This is a genomic window from Microbacterium sp. SORGH_AS_0454 (assembly GCF_031453395.1).
Lineage (GTDB): Bacteria > Actinomycetota > Actinomycetes > Actinomycetales > Microbacteriaceae > Microbacterium.
Window position 1 is genome coordinate 2,758,459 of sequence record NZ_JAVIYS010000001.1, and the last position, 22,060, is coordinate 2,780,518.

Annotated in this window: 22 protein-coding genes and 1 tRNA gene; 15 read left to right on the plus strand and 8 right to left on the minus strand. The window is 70.1% G+C overall.

The features are described 5' to 3' along the window. Positions 1-54 precede the first annotated feature (54 nt). From rplU to QE454_RS13340, 10 genes are all read left to right on the plus strand, one after another. A complete protein-coding gene (rplU, locus tag QE454_RS13295) occupies positions 55-363 on the plus strand; it encodes a 50S ribosomal protein L21 (protein WP_055836929.1) in 309 nt (102 codons plus the stop codon). A gap of 18 nt (positions 364-381) precedes the next feature. Continuing rightward, positions 382-642 carry a 50S ribosomal protein L27 gene (rpmA, locus tag QE454_RS13300; protein WP_055836932.1) on the plus strand — a complete coding sequence of 87 codons (261 nt, stop codon included), beginning with the start codon at positions 382-384 and terminating at the stop codon, positions 640-642. Between the two features lie 93 nt (positions 643-735). Continuing rightward, entirely contained in the window at positions 736-2,280 is a 1,545-nt protein-coding gene (gene obgE / locus QE454_RS13305; RefSeq protein ID WP_307316987.1) for a GTPase ObgE, read from the plus strand. Beyond that, positions 2,277-3,122, plus strand: coding sequence for a glutamate 5-kinase (proB, locus tag QE454_RS13310; protein WP_210074842.1), 846 nt, complete (start codon positions 2,277-2,279; stop codon positions 3,120-3,122). Before obgE ends, proB begins: the two co-directional genes overlap by 4 nt. After that, positions 3,119-4,378: a glutamate-5-semialdehyde dehydrogenase gene (locus QE454_RS13315; RefSeq protein WP_309668700.1), complete on the plus strand. Its 1,260-nt coding sequence runs from the start codon at positions 3,119-3,121 to the stop codon at positions 4,376-4,378. Before proB ends, QE454_RS13315 begins: the two co-directional genes overlap by 4 nt. 50 nt (positions 4,379-4,428) lie before the next feature. After that, complete coding sequence (locus QE454_RS13320; protein WP_210074846.1) at positions 4,429-4,653, plus strand: hypothetical protein; 225 nt, start codon at positions 4,429-4,431, stop codon at positions 4,651-4,653. A gap of 10 nt (positions 4,654-4,663) precedes the next feature. Continuing rightward, positions 4,664-5,260: a nicotinate-nucleotide adenylyltransferase gene (gene nadD / locus QE454_RS13325; RefSeq protein ID WP_210074848.1), complete on the plus strand. Its 597-nt coding sequence runs from the start codon at positions 4,664-4,666 to the stop codon at positions 5,258-5,260. Next, positions 5,257-6,342, plus strand: coding sequence for a hypothetical protein (locus QE454_RS13330; protein WP_307460697.1), 1,086 nt, complete (start codon positions 5,257-5,259; stop codon positions 6,340-6,342). Before nadD ends, QE454_RS13330 begins: the two co-directional genes overlap by 4 nt. Further along, the gene (gene rsfS / locus QE454_RS13335) at positions 6,339-6,719 is read left to right on the plus strand and encodes a ribosome silencing factor (protein ID WP_210074852.1); all 381 of its coding nucleotides are present in this window, start codon (positions 6,339-6,341) and stop codon (positions 6,717-6,719) included. The genes QE454_RS13330 and rsfS overlap by 4 nt, the downstream gene beginning before the upstream one ends. A 90-nt stretch (positions 6,720-6,809) precedes the next feature. Further along, a complete protein-coding gene (locus tag QE454_RS13340; RefSeq protein WP_307460694.1) occupies positions 6,810-8,057 on the plus strand; it encodes an LCP family protein in 1,248 nt (415 codons plus the stop codon). 268 nt (positions 8,058-8,325) lie between these two features. Here the strand turns inward: QE454_RS13340 and QE454_RS13345 are convergent. The 5 genes from QE454_RS13345 to QE454_RS13365 form a co-directional block, all read right to left on the minus strand. Continuing rightward, positions 8,326-8,398, minus strand: a tRNA-Ala gene (locus QE454_RS13345). Positions 8,399-8,438: 40 nt separating this feature from the next. Then, entirely contained in the window at positions 8,439-9,302 is an 864-nt protein-coding gene (locus tag QE454_RS13350; protein WP_307461247.1) for a 3-methyladenine DNA glycosylase, read from the minus strand. 41 nt (positions 9,303-9,343) lie between these two features. Beyond that, a complete protein-coding gene (locus QE454_RS13355; RefSeq protein WP_307460692.1) occupies positions 9,344-10,054 on the minus strand; it encodes an SOS response-associated peptidase in 711 nt (236 codons plus the stop codon). Positions 10,055-10,211: 157 nt separating this feature from the next. Next, positions 10,212-11,243: an App1 family protein gene (locus QE454_RS13360; RefSeq protein WP_210074856.1), complete on the minus strand. Its 1,032-nt coding sequence runs from the start codon at positions 11,241-11,243 to the stop codon at positions 10,212-10,214. 5 nt (positions 11,244-11,248) lie between these two features. Then, entirely contained in the window at positions 11,249-11,929 is a 681-nt protein-coding gene (locus QE454_RS13365) for a DedA family protein (RefSeq protein ID WP_210074858.1), read from the minus strand. Between the two features lie 42 nt (positions 11,930-11,971). On the opposite strand from QE454_RS13365, the gene QE454_RS13370 reads away from it, so the two are divergent. Together QE454_RS13370 and leuS are read left to right on the plus strand one after the other, a co-directional pair. Further along, complete coding sequence (locus tag QE454_RS13370) at positions 11,972-13,210, plus strand: anthranilate synthase component I family protein (protein WP_307460689.1); 1,239 nt, start codon at positions 11,972-11,974, stop codon at positions 13,208-13,210. A 65-nt stretch (positions 13,211-13,275) separates the two neighbouring features. After that, a complete protein-coding gene (gene leuS, locus QE454_RS13375) occupies positions 13,276-15,849 on the plus strand; it encodes a leucine--tRNA ligase (protein ID WP_307460686.1) in 2,574 nt (857 codons plus the stop codon). 86 nt (positions 15,850-15,935) lie between these two features. On the opposite strand, the gene QE454_RS13380 is transcribed toward leuS, so the two are convergent. After that, a complete protein-coding gene (locus QE454_RS13380; protein ID WP_307460683.1) occupies positions 15,936-16,433 on the minus strand; it encodes a DUF2087 domain-containing protein in 498 nt (165 codons plus the stop codon). Positions 16,434-16,540: 107 nt separating this feature from the next. Between QE454_RS13380 and QE454_RS13385 the strand changes: the two genes are divergently transcribed. The 3 genes from QE454_RS13385 to holA all read left to right on the plus strand — a co-directional run bounded on the left by QE454_RS13385 (position 16,541) and on the right by holA (position 20,640). Next, positions 16,541-17,242 (plus strand): helix-hairpin-helix domain-containing protein, encoded by a 702-nt coding sequence (locus QE454_RS13385; protein ID WP_307460679.1) that lies wholly within the window; start codon positions 16,541-16,543, stop codon positions 17,240-17,242. A 74-nt stretch (positions 17,243-17,316) separates the two neighbouring features. Beyond that, complete coding sequence (locus QE454_RS13390; protein ID WP_307460676.1) at positions 17,317-19,593, plus strand: ComEC/Rec2 family competence protein; 2,277 nt, start codon at positions 17,317-17,319, stop codon at positions 19,591-19,593. 9 nt (positions 19,594-19,602) lie between these two features. Next, the gene (holA, locus tag QE454_RS13395) at positions 19,603-20,640 is read left to right on the plus strand and encodes a DNA polymerase III subunit delta (RefSeq protein WP_307460673.1); all 1,038 of its coding nucleotides are present in this window, start codon (positions 19,603-19,605) and stop codon (positions 20,638-20,640) included. A 72-nt stretch (positions 20,641-20,712) separates the two neighbouring features. Here the strand turns inward: holA and QE454_RS13400 are convergent, their stop codons facing one another. Continuing rightward, on the minus strand, positions 20,713-21,489 hold the full coding sequence (locus QE454_RS13400; protein WP_307460672.1) for an alpha/beta fold hydrolase: 777 nt from the start codon (positions 21,487-21,489) through the stop codon (positions 20,713-20,715). Beyond that, positions 21,489-22,016, minus strand: coding sequence for a phenolic acid decarboxylase (locus tag QE454_RS13405; RefSeq protein ID WP_307460667.1), 528 nt, complete (start codon positions 22,014-22,016; stop codon positions 21,489-21,491). Before QE454_RS13405 ends, QE454_RS13400 begins: the two co-directional genes overlap by 1 nt. Positions 22,017-22,060 lie beyond the last annotated feature (44 nt).

The following is a 22,060-nucleotide window of genomic DNA, read 5'->3' on the forward strand; positions in this document are numbered from 1 at the left end:
CCGACGTCATCAGACAACCGGAGCTCCGCGCTCCCGAACGAAAACAGGTGTGAAGTGGTTTACGCAGTTGTGCGCGCCGGCGGCCGCCAGGAGAAGGTCCAGGTCGGCACGGTCGTCGTGCTCGACCGCCAGAAGGCGAAGATCGGCGAGAGCATTCAGCTGCCCGCCGTCCTGTTCGTCGACGGCGACGCGGTCACGACCGACGCCGACAAGCTCGCGAAGGTCTCGGTCACGGCCGAGGTGCTCGGCGAGGAGCGCGGTCCGAAGATCGTGATCCAGAAGTTCAAGAACAAGACCGGCTACAAGAAGCGCCAGGGACACCGTCAGGACCTCACGCGCGTCAAGATCACCGGTATCAAGTAAGAGCCAGGAGACGCAGAGATGGCACACAAAAAGGGCGCAAGCTCCACCCGTAACGGTCGTGATTCCAACGCACAGCGCCTCGGCGTGAAGCGCTTCGGCGGCCAGGTCGTCCTCGCCGGCGAGATCATCGTCCGCCAGCGCGGCACGCACTTCCACCCCGGCGCCAACGTCGGCCGTGGCGGCGACGACACGCTGTTCGCCCTGGCACCCGGCGCCGTCCAGTTCGGCGCGAAGGGCGGCCGCAAGGTCGTCAACATCGTCACCGCAGCAGCGGAGTAATTCCCGCGCTTCGGCGCACGAGGGGGTGGGCGCTGCCCACCCCCTCTTCTTTTTTCAAGTCGGCTCGGCCGGCCACACCCGGAAGGACCCGCCATGGTCACCTTCGTCGACCGCGTGACCCTGCACCTGCGTGCAGGAAAGGGCGGCAACGGCTGCGTCTCGGTGCGCCGTGAGAAGTTCAAGCCGCTGGCCGGTCCCGACGGCGGCAACGGGGGCAGCGGCGGCGACGTCGTGCTCGTCGCCGACCCGCAGACGACCACCCTGCTCTCGTACCACCACTCGCCGCACCGCTCCGCGGGCAACGGCGGGTTCGGCATGGGCGACCACCGCTCCGGCGCCCTGGGCGAGGACCAGGAGCTCCCGGTGCCGCTCGGCACGGTCGTGAAGGATCTCGACGGCAACGTCCTCGTCGACATGCTCACCCCCGGCATGCGCTTCGTCGCCGCGCCGGGTGGACTCGGCGGCCTCGGCAACGCGGCACTCGCCTCTCCGAAACGCAAGGCCCCCGGCTTCGCTCTTCTCGGCACTCCCGGTTACGAGGGCGATGTCGTCCTCGAGCTCAAGACCGTCGCCGATGTGGCATTGGTCGGATTCCCTTCGGCGGGCAAGTCGAGCCTGATCGCCGCGGTGTCGGCCGCGCGCCCCAAGATCGCCGACTACCCGTTCACGACGCTGCACCCGAACCTGGGCGTCGTGCAGGCGGGCGACGCGCGCTTCACGATCGCCGACGTCCCCGGCCTCATCGAGGGCGCGAGCGAAGGCAAGGGTCTGGGTCTGGAGTTCCTGCGTCACGTCGAGCGCTGCACGGCCCTCGTCCACGTGCTCGACTGCGCCACGCTCGACCCGGGCCGCGACCCGCTGAGCGACCTCGACATCATCCTGGCCGAGCTCGCCGCGTACCCGGTTCCCGACGGGCAGATCCCGCTGCTCGAGCGGCCACAGATCATCGCGCTGAACAAGGTCGACGTCCCCGAGGCGCACGAGCTCGCCGACTTCGTGCGGCCCGACCTCGAGGCCCGCGGCTTCCGCGTGTTCGAGATCTCGACCGTCAGTCGCGCCGGGCTCCGCGAGCTCACCTTCGCTCTCGGCGAGATCGTCGAGCAGCACCGTCTCGCCACGATCGATCAGGCTCCCGCCGAGCGCGTCGTCATCCGGCCACGCGGCGCGGAGAAGGACTTCACGATCAAGGTCGAGGGCGGCACCTACGGTCCGGTGTACCGCATCCTCGGCGACAAGCCGGTCAAGTGGGTCCAGCAGACCGATTTCCAGAACGAGGAGGCTGTGGGCTACCTCGCCGACCGCCTCGCGCGCCTGGGCGTCGAGGACGGCTTGTTCCGTGCCGGCGCGGTCGCCGGTGCGACCGTCGTCATCGGTCCGGGCGACGGCATCGTCTTCGACTGGGAGCCCACCCTGACCTCGGCCGCCGAGCTTATGACGGCCCCGCGCGGCACCGACCCCCGTCTCGTGCAGAACTCGCGTCGGACCTCCTCCGAGCGTCGCGCCGAGTATCACGAGCGGATGGATGCCAAGGCCGACGCCCGAGCCGAGCTCGAGGCCGAACGCCGCGCGGCGCGTGCCGTGGGCATCTCTCCCGACGGTGATTCGTCCCCGCTCTCGCCCGAGGACGAGGACCGGTGACCGCGACGACGCGCGCCGACATCCCCGGCGCCGCTCGCGTCGTGGTGAAGGTCGGTTCGTCGTCGATCAGCGGTGACGGCGCGCACCGCATCGACACGATCGTCGAGGCACTCTCGCGCGCTCACGGCGCGGGTACCGAGGTCGTCCTCGTGTCGTCGGGGGCGATCGCGACCGCTCTTCCCCTCCTCGACCTTCAGGGGCGCCCGAACGACCTCGCCACCCAGCAGGCCGCCGCGGCGGTCGGACAGAACGTCCTCATGTGGCGGTATCAGACCTCGCTCGACCGCTTCGGTCTGCTCGCGGGGCAGGTGCTGCTCACCGCGGGCGATCTCGAGAACGCCACCCACCGCTCGAACGCGCGCCGCGCCATGGAGCGGTTGCTGGGGCTCGGAATCCTGCCCATCGTCAACGAGAACGACACCGTGGCGACCCACGAGATCCGTTTCGGCGACAACGATCGGCTGGCGGCTCTCGTGGCGCAGCTGATCGGGGCGGACGTGCTCGTCCTGCTCAGCGACATCGAGACGCTCTTCACCCTCCCGCCCAGCGAGCCGGGTGCACGCCCCATCACCGACGTCGCCTGGGGCGACGACCTGTCGGACTTCGAGTTCGGCGCGGGCGTCGTCAACGGCGTGGGCACCGGGGGAGCGGCCACCAAGGCCTCCGCGGCCAAGATCGCCTCGACCGCGGGCGTGGGCGTCCTCGTCACGAGCGCCGACCTTGTGGCATCCGCTCTCTCGGGGGAGTCGGTGGGCACCTGGTTCGCCCCCAACCCCGACCCCGTGACCCTGTCCACCGGTCCCGTGGGCGCCCTGACGCGCGCCGGTACACTGAGCGCATGACCGTGATCGCCGCCTCCGTGGACGAGCGCCTGCGTCTGGCCAAAGACGCGGCGCGCGAGATCGGACTCCTCGACTCCGCTCGCAAAAGCGCGCTCCTGCACGCGGTGGCCGACCTTCTCGAGGCGTCGTCCGCCGAGATCGTCGCCGCCAACGCCGAAGACCTCGAAAGAGGGCGGGAGGATTCCATCGGCGAGGCGCTCCTGGATCGCCTCCGTCTCGACGACACGCGCGTGTCGGCCCTCGCCGCCGCGGTTCGCGACGTAGCTGAGCTCCCCGACCCGGTCGGTCGCGTGCTCGACAGCCGGACTCTCCCCAACGGCCTCTCGCTCGAGAAGGTCGCCGTTCCCTTCGGCGTCGTCGGGTCCATCTACGAGGCCCGACCCAACGTCACCGTCGACATCGCCTCGCTGGCGCTGCGCTCCGGCAATGCCGTCGTGCTGCGCGGAGGGTCGGCCGCGCTGAGCAGCAACGCGACGCTCGTGCGCATCATGCGCGACGCGCTGGCGAGCCAGGGCGTGAGCCCCGAGGCCATCCAGAGCGTCGACGATTTCGGTCGCGACGGCGCGAAGGCCCTCATGAACGCCCGAGGCCTGGTCGACGTGCTCGTTCCGCGCGGCAGCGCCGGACTCATCGAGACCGTCGTCACCGAATCCACGGTCCCCGTCATCGAGACCGGCGCAGGCGTCGTGCACGTCTACCTGGACGCCACCGCCCGAGACGACTGGGCCCGCGACATCGTGCTCAACGCGAAGACGCAGCGCCCCAGCGTCTGCAATGCCGTCGAGACGGTGCTCGTGCACCGTGCGGCGGCCGTTCGGCTGCTGCCGGAGCTGCTGGCGTCCCTGGCCGCTGCCGGCGTGACCGTGCACGGCGACGACGACACGCGTGCGCACGATGCGCGCGTCGTCGCGGCGACCGACGACGACTGGTCGCGCGAATACGGCACCCTCGACCTCGCCGTCCGTGTCGTCGACGACCTCGACGAGGCGTTGGCGCACATCCGCCGATACTCGACGCACCACACCGAGTCGATCATCACCGCCGACCCCGCGGCGGCCGACCGCTTTCTCGCCGAGGTCGACTCTGCGGTGGTGCTGGTGAACGCCTCGACGCGTTTCACCGACGGAGGCGAGTTCGGCTTCGGCGCCGAGGTCGGCATCTCCACGCAGAAACTCCACGCCCGCGGACCCATGGGCCTCGCCGAGCTGACGAGCACCAAGTGGCTCGGGCGCGGCGACGGCCAGGTACGCGCCTGACCGCCTAAAATGGGACGCGCGCCTCGCGCAGACCTCTGATCGGAGCACTGATGACTTTCGTCGCACTTCTGGCCCACGCCGCAGAAGAAGGCGCCCACCACGGCGGCAACGTCCAGGCCCAGACCTTCTGGTACGGCGCCGTGGCGTTCCTGGTTTTCGTCGCCCTGAGCCTCGTGACGCTGTCGTACCGCAATGTGTCGAACCGTCACGCGCACAAGGCGGCGGCGTACACCCAGAAGCACGGGACGCCCACCCCCGAGGCGCACGGCCACTGAGGCCCACCGTATGTCGGTGACGCGCGCCCCTCGCATCGGGGTCATGGGTGGGACGTTCGATCCCATCCATCACGGTCACCTGGTCGCTGCCAGCGAGGTCGCTCAATCGTTCGACCTCGACGAGGTCGTCTTCGTTCCGACGGGTCGCCCGTGGCAGAAGGACGACGTCACCGAGAGCGAGCACCGCTACCTCATGACGGTGATCGCCACGGCATCCAATCCGCAGTTCACCGTGAGTCGCGTCGACATCGATCGCGCGGGACCCACGTACACGATCGACACCCTGCGCGACCTGCAGGAGCAGCGCCCCGGTGCGGAGTTGTTCTTCATCACCGGCGCCGACGCGGTCGCCCAGATCCTCAGCTGGCGCAATCACCAGGAGCTGTGGGATCTCGCGCACTTCGTCGCCGTCTCCCGACCCGGCCACGTCCTCACCACCGAGGGCCTTCCCGCCGAGAACGTGAGCCAGCTGGAGATCCCCGCCCTGTCGATCTCGTCCACAGACTGCCGCGCCCGTGTGCGCCGAGGCCACCCCGTGTGGTATCTCGTGCCCGACGGCGTCGTGCAGTACATCGCGAAGCACCACCTCTACCGGAGCACAGCATGAGCACTCCCGAGAACCCCGAGACTCCCGCGCTGACCCGTCGTCAGCTGCGCGAGCTCCGCCAGACCGGCGCGACGCCCATCATCGTCCCGCAGCGCGAGGGCGAGACTCCGGATGCCGAAACCCCGGCCGCCGCGGCCGGAGCCCCCGAGTCGGTGGTCGTCGATCGCGTTCCCGAGCCCGCTGCGGCGCAGGAGCCCCCGGTCGAGCCATCCGCGGTCGAGGAGTCCTCCACCGAGACGGAGCAGGAGCACCAGCCCGCCGTCTCGGAAGAGCCGACGCCCGCCGCCGCGCGCGATGAGCCCTTCGCCCCTGCCCTGCGCCCGGGCTCCTTCGACGGAGCTTTCGGTGACGGCGACTTCGGTGTCACCGGCCTGACCCGTCGTCAGGTGCGCGCGCAGGAGAAGATCCGGACCGCCGCGGTACCCGTGATCAGCTCCGACCTCCAGTCATCGATGTCCCACCAGAGCGCCGCGCCGGAGCCGCAGGTCGAGGACGAGTCCGCCCAGCCCGCCATCTTCCGTCCGGCAGCGCCAGACGCCGCCGACGCTCCGACCGCCGCGGACGCCGGTCCCGGAGCCTCGGTGGTGAACCCTGCCCTCGGTTCCGAGCTGCTCGACGGGGCGACGCCCGAGGTCACGCTGCCCGACTCGTTCGACCAGCTCCTTTCGCGCAACACCGCCGCCAGCGGTGCGGTGTCGACCCCCAACGCGCTCATTCTGTCGCAGACCCCCGCCGGCGTTCCGCTGGTCGGCCCCGTCACCGCGACCGGCGAGGTCATGATCACCGGCACCTTCGAGCTGCCCGAGGGCCTGGGCTCGGTCGGACACGCACCCGGCACCACCGACGGCCGTGACGCCGACGCGGTGCTTCTCGACGGCGAGCTTCCGCCCGCCTCGTCACCCACCCCGATCGCTGCAAGTGCCGCGATCAGCACGGTCAAGCAGCCCGGCGAGATCATTCGTCCGCCGGCGCCCGAGAAGGGCAGCAAGCTCCTCATCGGGCTCATCATCACGACCGGTGCTCTCTTCCTGGCGGTGGCCGTCACTCTCGGCCTCGCCTTCACGACAGGAGTCTTCCGATGACAGCCACCGACAACGGTCGCGAGATGGCGCAGATCGCCGCCCTCGCCGCCGACGCGAAGGGCGGCGACGATATCGTCGCCCTCGACGTCTCCGAGCCGCTTCCGCTCGTCGACATCTTCCTCCTCGTCACCGGTCGCAACGAGCGCAACGTCGCCGCGATCGCCGACGAGATCGAAGAGAAGCTCCTCGAGCACGGGCACAAGCGCGTTCGTCGCGAGGGCCGACAGGAATCCCGCTGGGTACTGCTCGACTTCGGAGATCTCGTCGTCCACGTCTTCCACGAGGAAGAGCGCGTCTACTACGGCCTGGAGCGCCTCTGGAAGGACTGCCCGGTCGTTCCGATCGAGCTTCCCACGCCGGCCCACGCCGCCGACTGACACCGATCGCGTCGACGCCCTCTGCCCGATGGCAGGGGGCGTTCTCGTTCGTACGCCGGATTCATAGACGCCAGAGCGCATGCTGGGTCGGTGTCACCGACCTCGCACCGCGTCCGCCGCAACCGTCGCCGGCTCCTGCTCATCGTCGCCGCCATCGTCACCACGGCCGTCGTCGGCACCGTGGCCTTCGTTGCCGTCAACCTCGTCGGGGCGGCCGATGGCATCCATCATTCCGATGCGGTCCTGCCGACCGCCGCACCGGGCATCGCCCAGGACGAGGGAGAGCAGAACATCCTCATCATGGGGCTCGACAGCCGCGTGGACGAGGACGGGAAGCCGTACCCGCAGGAGATCTACGACGCGATCCACGCGGAGGACGCCTCGGTCGGCGGGTACAACACGAACGTGCTGATGTACGTGCACATCCCCGCGGGTGGCGGACAAGCGGTCGCCGTGTCCATCCCGCGCGACGACTACGTCGATTACGCGGGAGCTCCCGGGGGAACGAAGAAGGGCAAGATCAAGGAGGCCTACGGGCGGGCTTTCGCCGCCAAGAACGACGAGCTCCGCGCGGCGGGGGTGTCGGACGACGAGGCTTACCAGCAGGCCCGCGACGCCGCCCGTACCGAGGAGATGCAGACGGTGTCGCAGTTCTTGGGCGGTGTGCCGATCGACCATTTCGTCGAAGTGACGATGGCGGCGTTCTACCGGGTCGCCCAGGCCGTGCAGCCGATCTCGGTGTGCCTCAACCACGCGACCGCCGATACGTACTCCGGTGCGAACTTCGCGGCGGGGGCGCAGCAGATCAACGCCTCACAGGCGATGGCCTTCGTGCGTCAGCGTCGCGACACGGAATACCGCAACGTTTTCCTCACCGACCTCGACCGCACGCGCCGCCAGCAGGCGTTCATGGTGTCGCTCGCGCTCAAACTCCGCGATGCTCAGACGTTCACCGACTTCGGACGCCTGCAGGATCTTCTCGACACCGCGAAGCAGTTCGTCGCCGTCGACAAGGGCTTCGATCTGCTCAGCCTCGCCTCGACCGCCCAGCGCCTCGCCGGGGGAGACGTCACGTTCCAGACTCTGCCGGTCGAGCGCTTCGGCACGATCGACGGCGAGAGCGTGAACATCGTCGACCAGAAAGCCATCGCGGCCCAGGTCAGCACCTTGCTGCACCCCGCCCCGGCTGCGACCTCGGACGCCGGGACGGATGCCGAAACCCCACCGAGCGACGCTCCCTCGGCGTCCGCGCCGGCGGCATCGCCCAGCCCCACGTCGTCTGTGTACACCGACTCGCAGCAGCCGATGCGCGCGGGATCGGTGCCCTGCGTGAACTGAGGCGGTTCCGTCGTGCCGCTCGCCAGGTCGACGCCCGGGCGCGGCGGAGGCCGATCGGCGCGGTGTCGGCGAGGTTCGCGGAGGCCGGGTACGAGATGCGAGCGCCATCGGGCGCTGGCAGCGCTACACGCGAGCGGACCCGGGCGAACGACGGAACCCGAATGCTCACCCGTGATACCCGAGAGGGGTGCTGCGCGGTGAACGCGAGGCGGGTGAGCCCGACGGAAACGAAGAAGGCCTCCGCCGAAGCGGAGGCCTTCTTTCGAGGTGGACCTGAGGGGACTCGAACCCCTGACCCCCTGCATGCCATGCAGGTGCGCTACCAGCTGCGCCACAGGCCCGTTTTTTGTTTTCCGCCCCGTTCGAGGCAACTCCATGAGCTTACAACACAGATTGCGACGGCAAGAAATCGGCGCAGCCGGGCGTGTCGTCGGGGCCCGTCACGGCCGTGATGACGGCGCGTCGGAGTGCCTGACCGCGCTCGCTCAACCCACGCTGCCGGGCGACGTACTCCGCCTTGCCCTCGGGCGTCTCGATGGCCACCGGAACATAGCCCCAGCCGGTGAGGTCGTAGGGGGAGGCCTGCATGTCGAGCGTGCGGATATCGCGTGCGAGCTCGAAGGCATCGAGCAACAGGGCACCGGGGACCAGCGGCCCGAGCTTCACCGCCCACTTGTAGACGTCCATGCCCGCGTGCAGACACCCCGGCTGCTCGCGCGCGACCTGGTCGTCGCGACGGAGCGGCGTGCGGTTGAGCGGTACGGCCTCGGGAGTGAAGAAACGGAAGGCGTCGAAGTGCGTGCACTTGAGGTCGTGGGCCTCGACCACCGCGTCGGTGCCGTCACGTCCGAGACGCAGCGGTACGGCGTGCCGCACCTCGTCAGCGCGATACGCCATCGCCCACTCGTGCAGCCCGAAGCACCCGAACTGCGCCGGTCGGTCGCGGGTCGCCCGCAGCAGGTTGACGACACCGCGGTACATCGACCCTCTCTCGGCGCGGAAGCGCGCTGCGTCCACCTCGACGCCGTCGCCCTCCGCCCGGTACCAGCGCCAGCCGGCCCGTTCGTCGGCCTGTTCGAGCAGGACGCCCGGACCCGGGTGCCACCGCCGCAGGATGGCAGGTTTGTAGGAGTAGTACGTGAAGAGGAAGTCCTCGACCGGATGCTTCTGTGCCCGGCTCGCACGAGCGCGGTGATCGGCGGTGAGCGCGTCGGCGCGGAGCGCGTGTGCCTCGGCTTCCGTCATCCACTGTTCGCGCGTCAGGACCTCCCGGGTCGCGAGCAGGGTCACGCGACCGGCTCGATGAGTTCGGGGGAGTCGTTGCGCACGTTTCCCACCGCGGACGACACCACGTGATCGTCGAGCGTCTCGACCATGTCGGGTGCTGCGTCGATAGCGGCATCGAGGACGTCTCCGACGTTCTCGGTCGTCGGGTCGAGCCAGGCATCGGCGAAGTCGGGATCCATGAACAGCGGCATGCGGTCGTGGATGGACCCCAGTCGCCCGATCGCGTCGCGCGTGAGGATCGTGCAGCTCAGTACCCATCGCGCCGGGTCGTCGGCGGCGAGGGCGGGATTCTTCCACCACTCGTAGAGGCCCGCGAAGAACAGCGGCGACCCGTCGGCGGGATGGATGTAGTGGGGGGTCTTGCCCTCTTCGGTGGTCTTCCATTCGTAGTACCCGGATGCCGGGATCACGGCGCGCCGTTTGATGAGCGCATCGCGGAACATCGGCTTGTCTTCGACGTCTTCGCTACGGGCGTTGAATGCCCGCGCGCCGACCTTGACGTCTTTGGCCCAGCCGGGAACGAGGCCCCACCGCGCGACCTCGAGGCGACGAACCGGGGGCTCGCTCTTGATCGAGTCGAGCACGATGCCGATCTGGGAGGTGGGCGCGATGTTGTACGAGGGCTGCGGCAACTCGTCGGCCTGGACGTCGACGCGCAGCACCCACACGAGCTCGGAGGCCACGTTGGCTACGACGAATCGACCGCACATGTTCCCACCGTACGCGTCCCCTCCGACATCGGATCACGCCGGGAGCGGCCGCGTACGACGTCGACGGTGCACCACGCCCGCCGCACGACACCGGAGGCCGTCGACGACGCGCACGCCAGCGGGGTACGCACGGCGCCGGGCGCCGCGGCATCCGGAATCAGGCGTCGTTCGAGATGACGCCCGTGCTGCGGAGGCGGTCGAGAAGACCCGCACCGTCGGACTCGGTCACCCACGGCACCTCGGCAGCCGAATGGTCGTCGACCACCGTGCGGCCACCGGCGAGAACGGCTTCGGCGGGGAGGAGTTTGCGGATCGCGACCGCGGCGACGTTCTGCGGATGCTCGATGGCGAATCCGGTGTAGATGGCGTCGTCGTGCTGGCCGTCGTCGCCCACCAGCAGCCACTTCACCCGCGGGAACTCCGCGGCGAGGCGGCGGAGGTTCTGTTCCTTGTGCTCTCGGCCGCTGCGGAACCACCGATCGTGGGTGGGGCCCCAGTCGGTGAGGAGGAAGGACCCCGAGGGGAAGAGGTGGCGTCGCATGAAACGCGTCAGCGTCGGCGCGACGTTCCAGGCGCCGGTCGAGAGGTAGATCACCGGAGTGCCCGGGTGCTCGCGGGTGAGCCGTTCGAGCATGACGGCCATGCCGGGCACGGGCTGGCGTGCGTGCTCATCGACGACGAAGGAGTTCCACGCGGCGAGCAGCGGTCGCGGCAGCAGCGTGACCATGACGGTGTCGTCGATGTCGCTGACCACGCCGAACCGCACGTCCGACCCCACGATGAACACGCGCGTCTCGGCGGGCTCGCTTCCCTCCACCGACATCGTGATGCTCTGCCAGCCGGGGGAGAGGGTCGCGGGCAGCTTCGCATCGATCACCCCGCCGCGGTCCGCGACGACGCGGTGCGTGACGCCGTCGATGACGATGTCGACCTGGCCGAAGCCGACGGGTACGGCCGCGAAGCTCCGCCACCCGCGCAGGCTGGCGAATTCCCCCGTCGACGTGCGCTTGATCGGCGGGGCGATGAGCACCCGGCCGAGGACGCGGACCCACTCCTCGGTGCCGTACCCCGGAAAGCCGGTGACGGCGGGGCGCAGACCGCGCGCGCGCGCTCGACGTTCGCGCCAGCGGTGGAAACGGCGCTCGAGTCGGGCGAACCAGAGCACTTTGGCGCGAGGGGAACGAGGCATCGCCCTCAGTCTTTCACGTCACCGTCCACCGGTTCGAGGGGGGTGGCCTCGTCGGCCAGGTGTCGGCGCTCCACGCGCTCGATGACCTTCTTGCCGATGAAGACCAGCACGAGGAAGACGACCAGGATGCCGACGAAGACGTAGCCCGCGTAATGGATGCGGTCGGAGAGCTCACGGTAGGTGCCCGCGGCCGATGCCGCGACCGTGACGTACAGACCGGCCCACACGATGCACGCGGGCGTCGTCCATGCGAGGAAACGACGATAGCTGTAGCCGCTCATGCCCACCGTCAGCGGCACCAGCGAGTGCAGCACGGGGAGGAATCGCGAAAGGAAGATGGCGGGTCCGCCGCGACGGCGCAGGTACCGGTCCGCGCGCTCCCAGTTGCGTTCGCCGAGCTTCTGCCCGACACGCGAGGCACGGATGCGTGGCCCGAAGTACCGGCCGAGCCAGAACCCGAGGCTCTCGCCGATCAGGGCCCCGACCACGATCGCCGCGGCGAGCACGACCCCTTCTATCGGGGAGGCGACCGCGGTTCCCGCAACGATCACCATGGTGTCACCCGGAACGATGAGCCCCACGAGCACGCTGGTCTCGAGGACCATGGCCACGCCCGCTACCACCGTGCGCAGCACCGGATCGACGTCGCGGACCAGGTCGAGCAGCGACGTGAGAATCTCGTTCACCTCCGTCAGCCTAGGCCCGCCGCCTCGCTCTAGCCTGGGAGCGTGCCTCGATCCGTTCCGCCGCTCACCCTGACGCGGTGGATCGACCCCGAGTCGGTGTTCCTGCACGTCTTCGCCGCCGCGGGCGACGCGTTCTGGCTCGACGCGGGCGCAGCGGCCTCGACGGGCTGGAGTTGGATGGGCACGGGACGTCTCGACGAAGCTCCCGGGGGTCTGCACCGCCACGCCGCGGGGCCCGGCGACGCGGTCGACCACGCCGGTGCGTTCCGCGGCGGCTGGGTCGGTTGGCGCTCGTACGAGGGCCGGGACTCCTGGCTGCGCGTGGACACCTTCCTCGCTTTCGACCACGCCCGGCGACGCGTGCACGTCTTCGGCGATGCCGACCTCGCCGCCCGGGTCGCCGCCACGCCGGCGGCTGCGGCGGTGGATGCCGCGGCGGACCGGGGCACGGCATCCGCCCGCGTGAGTCCCGAGCGGTACGCCGAGCTCATCGAGGCGTGCCGCGATCGGATCCGCGAGGGCGACGCCTACCAGCTGTGTCTCACCACGCGTTTCACCGTTCCCGGAGACGTCGACGCGGTCGACGTGTTCCGGCGGCTGCGGCAGGTCTCTGCCTCGCACCATGCGGGTTTGATCCGCATCGGCGACGTGACGCTGGTGAGCGCTTCTCCCGAACGCTTCCTCGAGGTGCGCGGCGGCCGCGTGCACACCCACCCCATCAAGGGCACGCGTCCCCGATCCACGGACCCCGCTCGCGATCGCGCCCTCGCCGACGAGCTGCGGGCCGATGCCAAGGAGCAGGCCGAGAACGTCATGATCGTCGACCTGATGCGCAACGATCTCTCGCGCGTCTGCGAACCGTCGACGCTCGGGGTCGACCGACTGCTCGAGGTCGAGACGTACCCGACCGTGCACCAATTGGTGAGCGAGGTGTCGGGTCGGCTCCTGCCCGGTACGACCATCGAAGAGGTGCTGGCCGCTGCGTTCCCCGCCGGCAGCATGACCGGTGCACCCAAGCGGTCCGCGATGCAGATCCTGCGCCGCCTCGAGGGTGCCGAGCGCGGTGTGTACTCGGGCGCCTTCGGGTGGATCGGCGACGACGGGGCGGCGGACCTCGCGATGGTCATCCGCAGCGTCGTCGTGGAGCGGGATGCCGCCTGGGTCGGCGCCGGCGGCGGGATCACGTGGCGCTCGGTCGCGGCATCCGAGGTCGCCGAGGTGGGGATCAAGGCGCGAGCGCCCCTCGCCGCTCTCGGTGCCCGGGTGCCGCCCGGGTGGTGACGGCGGGTCCGATAGCCTGGGAGTTGGTCCCCGCGGCCTCCCGACCTTCACGATTGGCTTCACCCGTGTCTCAGAACTCCGCACCAGACCCCCGCGAGGGGGGCTTCGACACCCACGCCATCCAGGCGAAGTGGCAGCAGGCTTGGGCCGAGAAAGACCCGTTCCGCGCCGGGGGCGACGACGACACGCGCCCCCGCAAGTACGTGCTCGCGATGTTCCCGTACCCCTCGGGCGACCTGCACATGGGCCACGCCGAGAACTACCTCTACTCCGACATCGTGGCGCGCTTCTGGCGTCACCGCGGCTACAACGTGCTCAACCCCATCGGGTGGGACTCGTTCGGTCTGCCCGCCGAGAACGCGGCGATCAAGCGAGGCGCCGACCCCGTCGAGTGGACCTACGCCAACATCGCCCAGCAGAAGGCGAGCCTGAAGGACTACGGCGTCTCGTTCGACTGGAGCCGGGTGCTCCACACGAGCGACCCCGAGTACTACCGCTGGAACCAGTGGCTGTTCCAGAAGCTCTACGACAAGGGACTGGCGTACCGCAAGGACGCGCTGGTCAATTGGGACCCGGTGGATCAGACCGTGCTCGCCAACGAACAGGTCCTTCCCGACGGCACGAGCGAGCGCAGCGGCGCCGTGGTGGTCAAGAAGAAGCTGACGCAGTGGTTCCTGCGCATCACCGACTACGCCGACCGCCTGCTCGACGACCTGAACCAGCTCGAGGGCTTCTGGCCGAGCAAGGTCATCCAGATGCAGCGCAACTGGATCGGCCGTTCGGTCGGCGCCGACATCGAGTTCGAGATCGAGGGGCGCGACGACAAGATCACGGTGTTCTCGACCCGCCCCGACACCCTGCACGGCGCGACGTTCTTCGTCGTGGCGCCCGAGTCCGACCTGGCGGCCGAGCTCGCGGCATCCGCTGATCAGGGCGTGCGCGAGACGTTCGAGGCGTACCTGGCGCAGGTGCAGCGCGCTACCGACATCGAGCGTCAGGCGACCGACCGCCCCAAGACCGGTGTGTTCCTCGGGCACTACGCGATCAACCCCATCAACGGCGAGAAGCTGCCGATCTGGGCCGCCGACTACGTGCTGGCCGACTACGGTCACGGCGCGGTCATGGCCGTGCCCGCGCACGACCAGCGCGACCTCGATTTCGCCCGCGCCTTCGACCTGCCCGTCAAGGTCGTCGTCGACACCACGGCGCCCATCACCGGTGCCATTCCCGTCATCGAGCTCGACGACGAGGGTGTGCCGATCGACCCGCTCGGCGACGTCGACGACCTGGATCCGGTGAAGACCGGCATCGCGCTGACCGGTGACGGCCGCATGATGAACTCGGGGTCGCTGAACGGTCTGTCCAAGCGCCACGCGATCGCGCGCATGATCGAGGAGCTCGAGGCGAAGGGGGTCGGTCGCGCCGCCAAGACGTACCGTCTGCGCGACTGGCTGATCTCGCGTCAGCGCTACTGGGGCACGCCCATCCCGATGTTGCACGGCGAAGACGGGTCGATCACGCCCGTGCCCGCCGACCAGCTGCCGGTGACGCTGCCCTCGGTCGAGGGCCTCGACCTCAAGCCCAAGGGAACCTCGCCGCTCGGCGCGGCCACCGACTGGGTCGAGGTCACCGACCCCGAGACGGGCCAGACGCTGCTGCGCGACCCCGACACGATGGACACCTTCGTCGACAGCTCGTGGTACTACCTGCGCTTCCTGTCGCCGAACAGCGAGACCGAGGCGTTCTCCGCCCGCGAGGCGAACAAGTGGGGCCCCGTCGACTTCTACATCGGCGGCGTCGAGCACGCGATCCTGCACCTGCTGTACGCGCGCTTCATCACCAAGGCGCTGTTCGACATGGGGCTGGTCGAGTTCACCGAACCGTTCTCGAGCCTCATCAACCAGGGCATGGTCATCCTCGACGGTACGAAGATGTCGAAGAGCAAGGGCAACCTGGTGCTGTTCCAGGAGGAGCTCGACGCCCACGGCGCCGATGCCCTGCGCGTCGCGCTCGCCTTCGCAGGCCCCGTGGAAGACGACAAGGACTGGAACGACGTCTCGACGACGGGTGCGGCGAAGTTCCTCGCCCGTGCCCTGCGCATCGCCCACGACGTCGACAGCGAGACCGACGTGGTCTGGGCCGAGGGCGATGCCTCGCTCCGCCGTGTCACGCATCGTCTGCTGGCGGATGCCGCGAACCTCGTCGAGCAGACGAAGTTCAACGTCGTCGTTGCCCGCCTGATGGAGCTGGTCAACGCCACCCGCAAGGCCATCGACGGGAAGGCCGGCGCGAGCGACCCCGCCGTCCGCGAGGCGGCCGAGGTCATCGCGATGACCCTCGATCTCTTCGCCCCGCACACCGCCGAAGAGATGTGGGCGACGCTCGGCTACGACGGCTTCGTGGGGCTCGCGACCTGGCGTCAGGCCGACCCGACGCTGCTCGTGGAAGACACGGTCACCGCGGTCGTGCAGATCGACGGCAAGGTGCGCGGCACGCTCGAGGTCTCGGCCAAGATCGGCGCCGACGAGCTCGAGGCCCTCGCCCGCGGCGACGAGCGCATCGTCCGCGCCCTGGGCGAGCGCGAGATCGTGCGCGCGGTGGTGCGTCCGCCGAAGGTGGTCAGCTTCTCGACGAAGTAGGTTCCTGTTCCGGATGCCACGTCCTCGGCGCTCTGCGGAGTGCGGGGGCGTGGCATCCGGCGTTTTCGGGGGCGGTGTCGCGGGATTCAGCGAGGGCGGGAGTAGATCGTTCCGTCGCGGGCGCGATCGAGAAGCCCGGCGTCGACGAGGTAGCGACGCATGGCCGCGACGTCGTCGACGACCTCCGCGAGCCGGTCGTTGAGGGCTCCCTCGCTCAGCGTCTCGCCCGGCTGCATCATCCGCTCGGCGATTCGCGCGAGAACCTCGTCGCGATCGGCGGCCCGGGATGGGTACGTCACGAGCCGACCGTCGACGAAGAAGCGGTTCGCACCTGTCGGGCGGGGCGGCGAGGGTGCGGCGGCGAGAGCCACACGGAAGACGTCGGGCTCGATGCGCCACCCCGCCCCATCGGGCGAGATGAGGCCCGCCTCACGCAGGGAGTCGAGGACGCGCCTCCGCTTTCCGGGCGACAGCGCGTCCAGCGCCGGCTCGACGGATGTGTCGAGCACGATCCGCGCGTAGACCTCGCGCGCGCTGTCGTCGGCGAGTGCGGAGACCAGGGCGCGCCAGGCGTTCGGAGACATCGCTCCAGGGTAGGCGCGGGTTCTGCACATCCGGCGATAGCAACCGCTTGTCCACGGAACGGTAGTTTCCGCCCGCGCGGCGGGGCCCGTCTGCCTAGCGTCGTCGCGTGACCGATACGCCCCTTCCCGAAACCGCGATGGCCTCGCGTGCCGTGGGCGAGGCGTCCCCGCAGGCTGCAGCGGCACCGGGGGAGCGCGGGGCCGAACCTCCGTCGAACGGTGCCCTGCAGCCGCGCACCCGCCTGGGGATCGGCGCGGTCATCGTACTGGTGCTCCTCGCGTTCGCCGTGACGATCTGCATCGGGATGCTGCGGGGTGCGACCGGCGCGGAGGTCATCGAGCCCACGGCATCGCCCTCTTCCTCCTCCCGGGCGATACCGGCGGCGTCGGGGCTGTACGCCCACGTCGCGGGAGCGGTCCGTGAGCCGGGACTGTATCGCTTGGACGCCGGTGACCGGGTCGCCGATGCGATCGCCCGAGCCGGGGGCTTCGCCGACGACGCGCAGCGCGACGGGCTGAACCTCGCCCGTCCCGTGGCCGACGGGGAGCAGATCGTCGTCCCCGTCGTCGGGGCCGAGACGGCCGCTCCCGCCTCGGGCGCGGGCGGCGGCTCGAGCGGGCCGCTCGACCTCAACACCGCGACCCGCGACCAGCTCGACGAGCTTCCCCGCGTCGGACCGGCGATGGCCGACCGCATCCTCGCGTGGCGCGAGGCGAACGGTCGATTCACCAGCGTCGACGATCTGCTCTCCGTGCCGGGAATCGGCGAGAAGATGCTCGCCGGGCTGCGAGACCTGGTGCGCGTGTGAGGGGTCGCCCCGGGGCGCGCCGGCGCTCTCTCCGCGCGGTCTCCGTCGCCGCGGCGACCTGGATCACGGCCGGTGTGGCCACCCTGATCCCGGATGCCGCCCCGCTCACGGTGGCCCTCGCTCTGGCGGCCTGCGTGGCCACCGCGCTCCTCGCGTGGCGTGGCGTGGCGCTGCTGGCCGTCGTTGCCGTGGCTCTCGCGTGCTCGTCCGCGACCGCGGGGGCCGTTGCGTCCGTGGGTCCGACCCGTTCCCAGATCGCCGCGCTCGAAGCCGGCGGGGGGAGGCAACTCACCCTCGCGGTGATCGTCACCGGACGCATCGACGGGTCGCCCGACGGCGGCGCGTGGTTCGACGCGGTCGCGTCGAGCGTCCGCGCGGGAAAGCTGAGCGTGACGGGTACGATCCCCACGCGCGTCCTCGTCGATGCGGAGGGGCGGGCCGCGCTGACCGCCGCGAGCATGGGCAGCGAGGTCCGGCTGACAGGGAGGGCCGTCCCTTCCGACCCGGGGGAGCGAGCCGCGCTCGTCGTGCGGGTGACCTCGATCGAGTCCGCCTCGACTCCGACAGGGATGTGGGCGTTCTTCGAGGGGCTCCGCGACGGACTCGTCGCCTCGACGCGCGGCCTTCCGCAGCCGGGCGCGGGTCTTGTGCCGGGTCTCGCGGTGGGTGATACCTCGAGCCTCGACCCCGCCACCGAAGCCGCGATGAATGCGTCCTCGCTCTCGCACCTCACCGCGGTGTCGGGGGCGAACTGCGCGATCGTCGTCGGTGCGGCGTTCGCTCTCCTGGCGCTCTGCGGTGCCTCCCGCGTCGTGCGGGTGGTCGGCGCGATGCTCGTGCTCACGGCCTTCGTCACCCTCGTCACACCCGAGCCGAGTGTCGTCCGCGCCGCCGCGATGGCAGCGGTGGCCATGCTCGCGCTGGCGCTCGGGCGCCCCGCGATCGGTGTCGCGGTGCTCTCGCTCGCGGTGACGGTGCTGCTGGTGGTCGACCCGTGGCTCTCCCGGTCCCTCGGCTTCGCCCTCTCGGCCGCCGCCACCGGTGCCCTGCTCGTGCTCGCCCGACCGCTGGCCGGCGGCCTGGAGCGCTGGATGCCACGCGCCCTCGCACTCGCCCTCGCCGTGCCCACCTCGGCCCAGCTCGTGTGCGGACCGCTGATCGTGCTCATCGACCCGCACGTCCCCCTGCTCGGCGTCGCGGCGAATCTCATCGCCGACCCTGCCGCCGCTCCGGCGACGATCGCGGGGGCCCTGGCCTGCATCGCCCCGTTTCCTTGGCTTCGGGACGGACTGACGGCCCTCGCCTGGGTTCCGGCGGCGTGGATCGCCGCGGTCGCGCACACCACCGCGGCGGTGACGGCGCAGAACCTGCCGTGGCCCGACGGGCTCACGGGGGCCGCGCTGCTGGCCGTGGTGGGTGCGGCCATCAGCGTCTGCGTCGTGCGGCCCCGGCGGCTTCCCCGGATCACCGCGCTGTCCTCTGCCGCCGTCGCCGTCGTCCTCGGCCTCGTGCTGGGCCAGACGGCCGTGCGCACGGTCGCGGGCCCCCTGACCGTACCCAGCGCGTGGCAGGTCGCGATGTGCGATGTCGGTCAGGGCGACGCGACGCTGTGGCGATCAGGCGACGCCGTCGCTCTCGTGGACACCGGACCCGAGCCCGAAGCCCTGACGCGGTGCCTGCAGACGTTCGGGGTGGACCGGCTGGACCTTGTCGTCCTCACACACTTCGACCTCGACCACGTCGGCGGATCGTCGGCAGTCGTGGGCCGAGCCGATCTCGTCGTCCACGGCCCACCCGATGGCGCGGCCGACGAACGTTTGCTCGACCGGTTCGCCGCCGCGGGGGCGCGGATCCGACCCGCCGGGATCGGTCTGACGGGATCCGTCGGCACGACGCGGTGGCAGGTTCTCGGGCCGCCGCCGAACGCCAACCCCGGCAACGACGCGTCCGTCGCCCTCGATGTGGTCGGAAGGGGCTTTCCCCGCACCGTCCTGCTCGGCGATCTCGGTGAGCAGGCGCAGTCTGCTCTTCGACGCCGCATCGATGTTCCGCGCGTGCAGGTGGTGAAGGTCTCGCACCACGGCAGCGCCGACCAGGATGCGCTGCTCTACCGAGGCCTCCTCCCGAGGATCGGGCTCATCGGTGTGGGCGCCGACAACGACTACGGTCATCCGACCGCGAAGCTCCTCGGCATCCTGACGTCTCTCGGCACCACCGCCGCGCGCACCGATCGCGACGGAGCCCTGGCCGTCTGGCTCGACGGTGAGGGGCGGGTGGCACTGTGGCGAGAGCGGGCGGCTGCGGATGTCGGGAGTCCCTCGTCGACCGGCGATGTCGGAACCGATCGGTAGGCTGGGGGAGTGACCCCGGCTCCCCGACGCACCGCGCCTGCCAAGGCGAAGTCGGCCATTCCGCAGGTGTCGTGGCGGTCTCCCCAGCCCGCGCCCCTCGTCCTGGTCTCCGGCCCCGAAGAGGTCTGCGCCGAGCGCGCGATCGCGGGCATCCGATCGATGTTGAAGAGCGAAGACCCGAGCCTCGAGGTCACCGACATCCGCGCCGACGACTACGCCGCCGGAACCCTGCTCAGCGTCACGTCGCCCTCGCTGTTCGGCGAACCCCGCCTCGTGCGAATCAGCGGCGTCGAGAAATGCAGCGACACCTTCCTCACCGAGGCGGTGTCGTACCTCGCCCACCCGCAAGAGGGCGCCACGGTCGTCCTTCGTCACACGGGTGCGAGCGTGCGCGGCAAGAAGCTGCTCGACGGCATCCGCGCGGGTCAGGGGAACGGCATCGAGATCGCCTGCCCCGCCGTCAAGCGAGACTCGGATCGCTTCGACTTCGCGGTCGGCGAGTTCAAGGCCGCGCAGAAGCGCATCGCCCCGGTCGCCCTCCGCTCGCTCGTCTCCGCGTTCGCCGACGATCTCACCGAGCTCGCCGCCGCCTGCCAGCAGCTCATCTCCGACGTCCCCGGCGACATCGACGAGCGCACGGTCGAGCGCTACTACGGGGGGCGCGTCGAGACCTCGGCCTTCACCGTGGCCGACACCGCCATCGCCGGCCAGTACGGCCCCGCTCTTCTCGCGCTGCGGCACGCGCTGGCATCCGGAGCCGATCCCGTGCCCCTCGTCGCCGCCGTCGCCATGAAGCTGCGCACCATGGCTCGTGTCGCGGGAACCCGGGAGTCGTCGTCGATGCTCGCGCAGCGCCTCGGCATGAAGGACTGGCAGGTCGACCGTGCCCGCCGCGACCTCGTCGGGTGGACCGGCAACACGCTGGGCATGGCGATCCACGCCACCGCACGCGCCGACGCCGAGGTCAAGGGCGCATCGCGAGACCCCGTCTTCGCTCTCGAGCGCATGATCACGATCATCGCGACACGGGCACCCTACGGCGGCTGATCGGCCGTCTGCGCGTGCGGATCGCTCCGACCCGCCGCAGCGCGCCTGTGCGACGCTACGGCGGGGTCGGAGTCAGGCCGCAGACGCTATCCGCGCATCGAGGATCTCGAGCAGACGCCGACGCCACGGTGTGGCCGACCACCCGTGATCCGCGCCGTCCACGACGGTGAGCGACGCGCCCGGCAGCAGATCCGCGTATCGCGTGCCGTACTCCACCGGCACGATCATGTCCTGCGTTCCGTGTACGACATCCGCGGGACCGGTGTACTTCGCGACCGGGCCGTACACGTCGAGCCCCGCGGTCACCTCGTCGATGAACGCCATACCCAGCGGCATCCCCCCGAAATCGAACCAGCCCTGCTCGCGAGCCGGCGCGAGCGGCTGGCCCTGGATGGCGTCGTGCACCGTGATGTCGTCGACGACGACGCCCGCCGGAGACCACAGCGTCAACGTGCGAACCAGCTCGGGCACGTGTGCCGCGGCGAGAGCGGACTCCACCGCGCCGAGGCTGTGCGCCACGACATCGACGGGCCCCTCGACGGCGAACGCACGGATCATGCCCACCACCTGATGGATCTCGTCGCCGATCGTGATGTCGGCGAAGTCCCCGTCGCTCACGCCCTGGCCGAGCCGGCTGTAGCTGCGAACCACGGCGCCACGATCGACGAGGTGACGCGCCGTCTGCACGAACAGCTGGTGCCCGCCCGTCGCGTCGGCACTGAAGCCGTGAACCAGGAGCACTCGCGGCGCGTCGGCGGAGGCGCCGGCGACGGGCTCCCACTGCCATCCGCGCAGAGTGCGACCGCCGTGGGAGAGGCTGAGGGGCGTGAGTCGCGGGTCGGCGGCCATCAGTTCGTCCGCTCCGACCAGCCGGCGGGCAGGTCGCCGGGGGCGGTGTCGATCACGGTCTCGTCGTTCTCGCCGACGTGCTCGAAGAGCGTGATGTGGGCGAACTCCGGAACGACGTAGATCGGGTAGGTGGGACCCTCGTCGCGGTAGCGCTGCATGTCGTCGAGGTGGTCGTTCTGGAAGAGCACGGTCTTGTGCCCGTCGAGCTCGATCCAGCGCGGGAAGAAGATGGTGCCGTGCAGCACTCGAGACGCGGGGAGCACGTTCACGACGACGCTCGTACCCGTCGGCTCGTTCCACGAGACCTTATAGACACCCGGCGCGAGAGCGACGAGGTCCACCGTCTGATCCTTCACCCAGCGACCGCCGACATGGCCGCTGTGGATGCGGTAGTCGATCGTCGTGGCGTTCTTGACGTACATCTCGTACTGCCAGCCGTTGGCGTAGGTGTAGATGAAGCGGTGGCCGACGATGCCGGAAAGATCCTGGGTCGGCTCGGGGTGGGCGACGGTGGTGGTGATATCCATGCGATGATTTTGTGACCAAATTAGTTTTCTGTCAAACACTTCGG

What these genes read in the sequence shown, in the direction of transcription:
- rpmA (WP_055836932.1), top strand. Translation starts at nt 382, where the DNA reads ATGGCACACAAAAAGGGCGCAAGCTCCACCCGTAACGGTCGTGATTCC.
- obgE (WP_307316987.1), top strand. Translation starts at nt 736, where the DNA reads ATGGTCACCTTCGTCGACCGCGTGACCCTGCACCTGCGTGCAGGAAAG.
- QE454_RS13315 (WP_309668700.1), top strand. Translation starts at nt 3,119, where the DNA reads ATGACCGTGATCGCCGCCTCCGTGGACGAGCGCCTGCGTCTGGCCAAA.
- QE454_RS13320 (WP_210074846.1), top strand. Translation starts at nt 4,429, where the DNA reads ATGACTTTCGTCGCACTTCTGGCCCACGCCGCAGAAGAAGGCGCCCAC.
- nadD (WP_210074848.1), top strand. Translation starts at nt 4,664, where the DNA reads ATGTCGGTGACGCGCGCCCCTCGCATCGGGGTCATGGGTGGGACGTTC.
- QE454_RS13330 (WP_307460697.1), top strand. Translation starts at nt 5,257, where the DNA reads ATGAGCACTCCCGAGAACCCCGAGACTCCCGCGCTGACCCGTCGTCAG.
- rsfS (WP_210074852.1), top strand. Translation starts at nt 6,339, where the DNA reads ATGACAGCCACCGACAACGGTCGCGAGATGGCGCAGATCGCCGCCCTC.
- QE454_RS13350 (WP_307461247.1), bottom strand. Translation starts at nt 9,302, where the DNA reads ATGACGGAAGCCGAGGCACACGCGCTCCGCGCCGACGCGCTCACCGCC.
- QE454_RS13355 (WP_307460692.1), bottom strand. Translation starts at nt 10,054, where the DNA reads ATGTGCGGTCGATTCGTCGTAGCCAACGTGGCCTCCGAGCTCGTGTGG.
- QE454_RS13360 (WP_210074856.1), bottom strand. Translation starts at nt 11,243, where the DNA reads ATGCCTCGTTCCCCTCGCGCCAAAGTGCTCTGGTTCGCCCGACTCGAG.
- QE454_RS13380 (WP_307460683.1), bottom strand. Translation starts at nt 16,433, where the DNA reads ATGTCTCCGAACGCCTGGCGCGCCCTGGTCTCCGCACTCGCCGACGAC.
- QE454_RS13400 (WP_307460672.1), bottom strand. Translation starts at nt 21,489, where the DNA reads ATGGCCGCCGACCCGCGACTCACGCCCCTCAGCCTCTCCCACGGCGGT.
- QE454_RS13405 (WP_307460667.1), bottom strand. Translation starts at nt 22,016, where the DNA reads ATGGATATCACCACCACCGTCGCCCACCCCGAGCCGACCCAGGATCTT.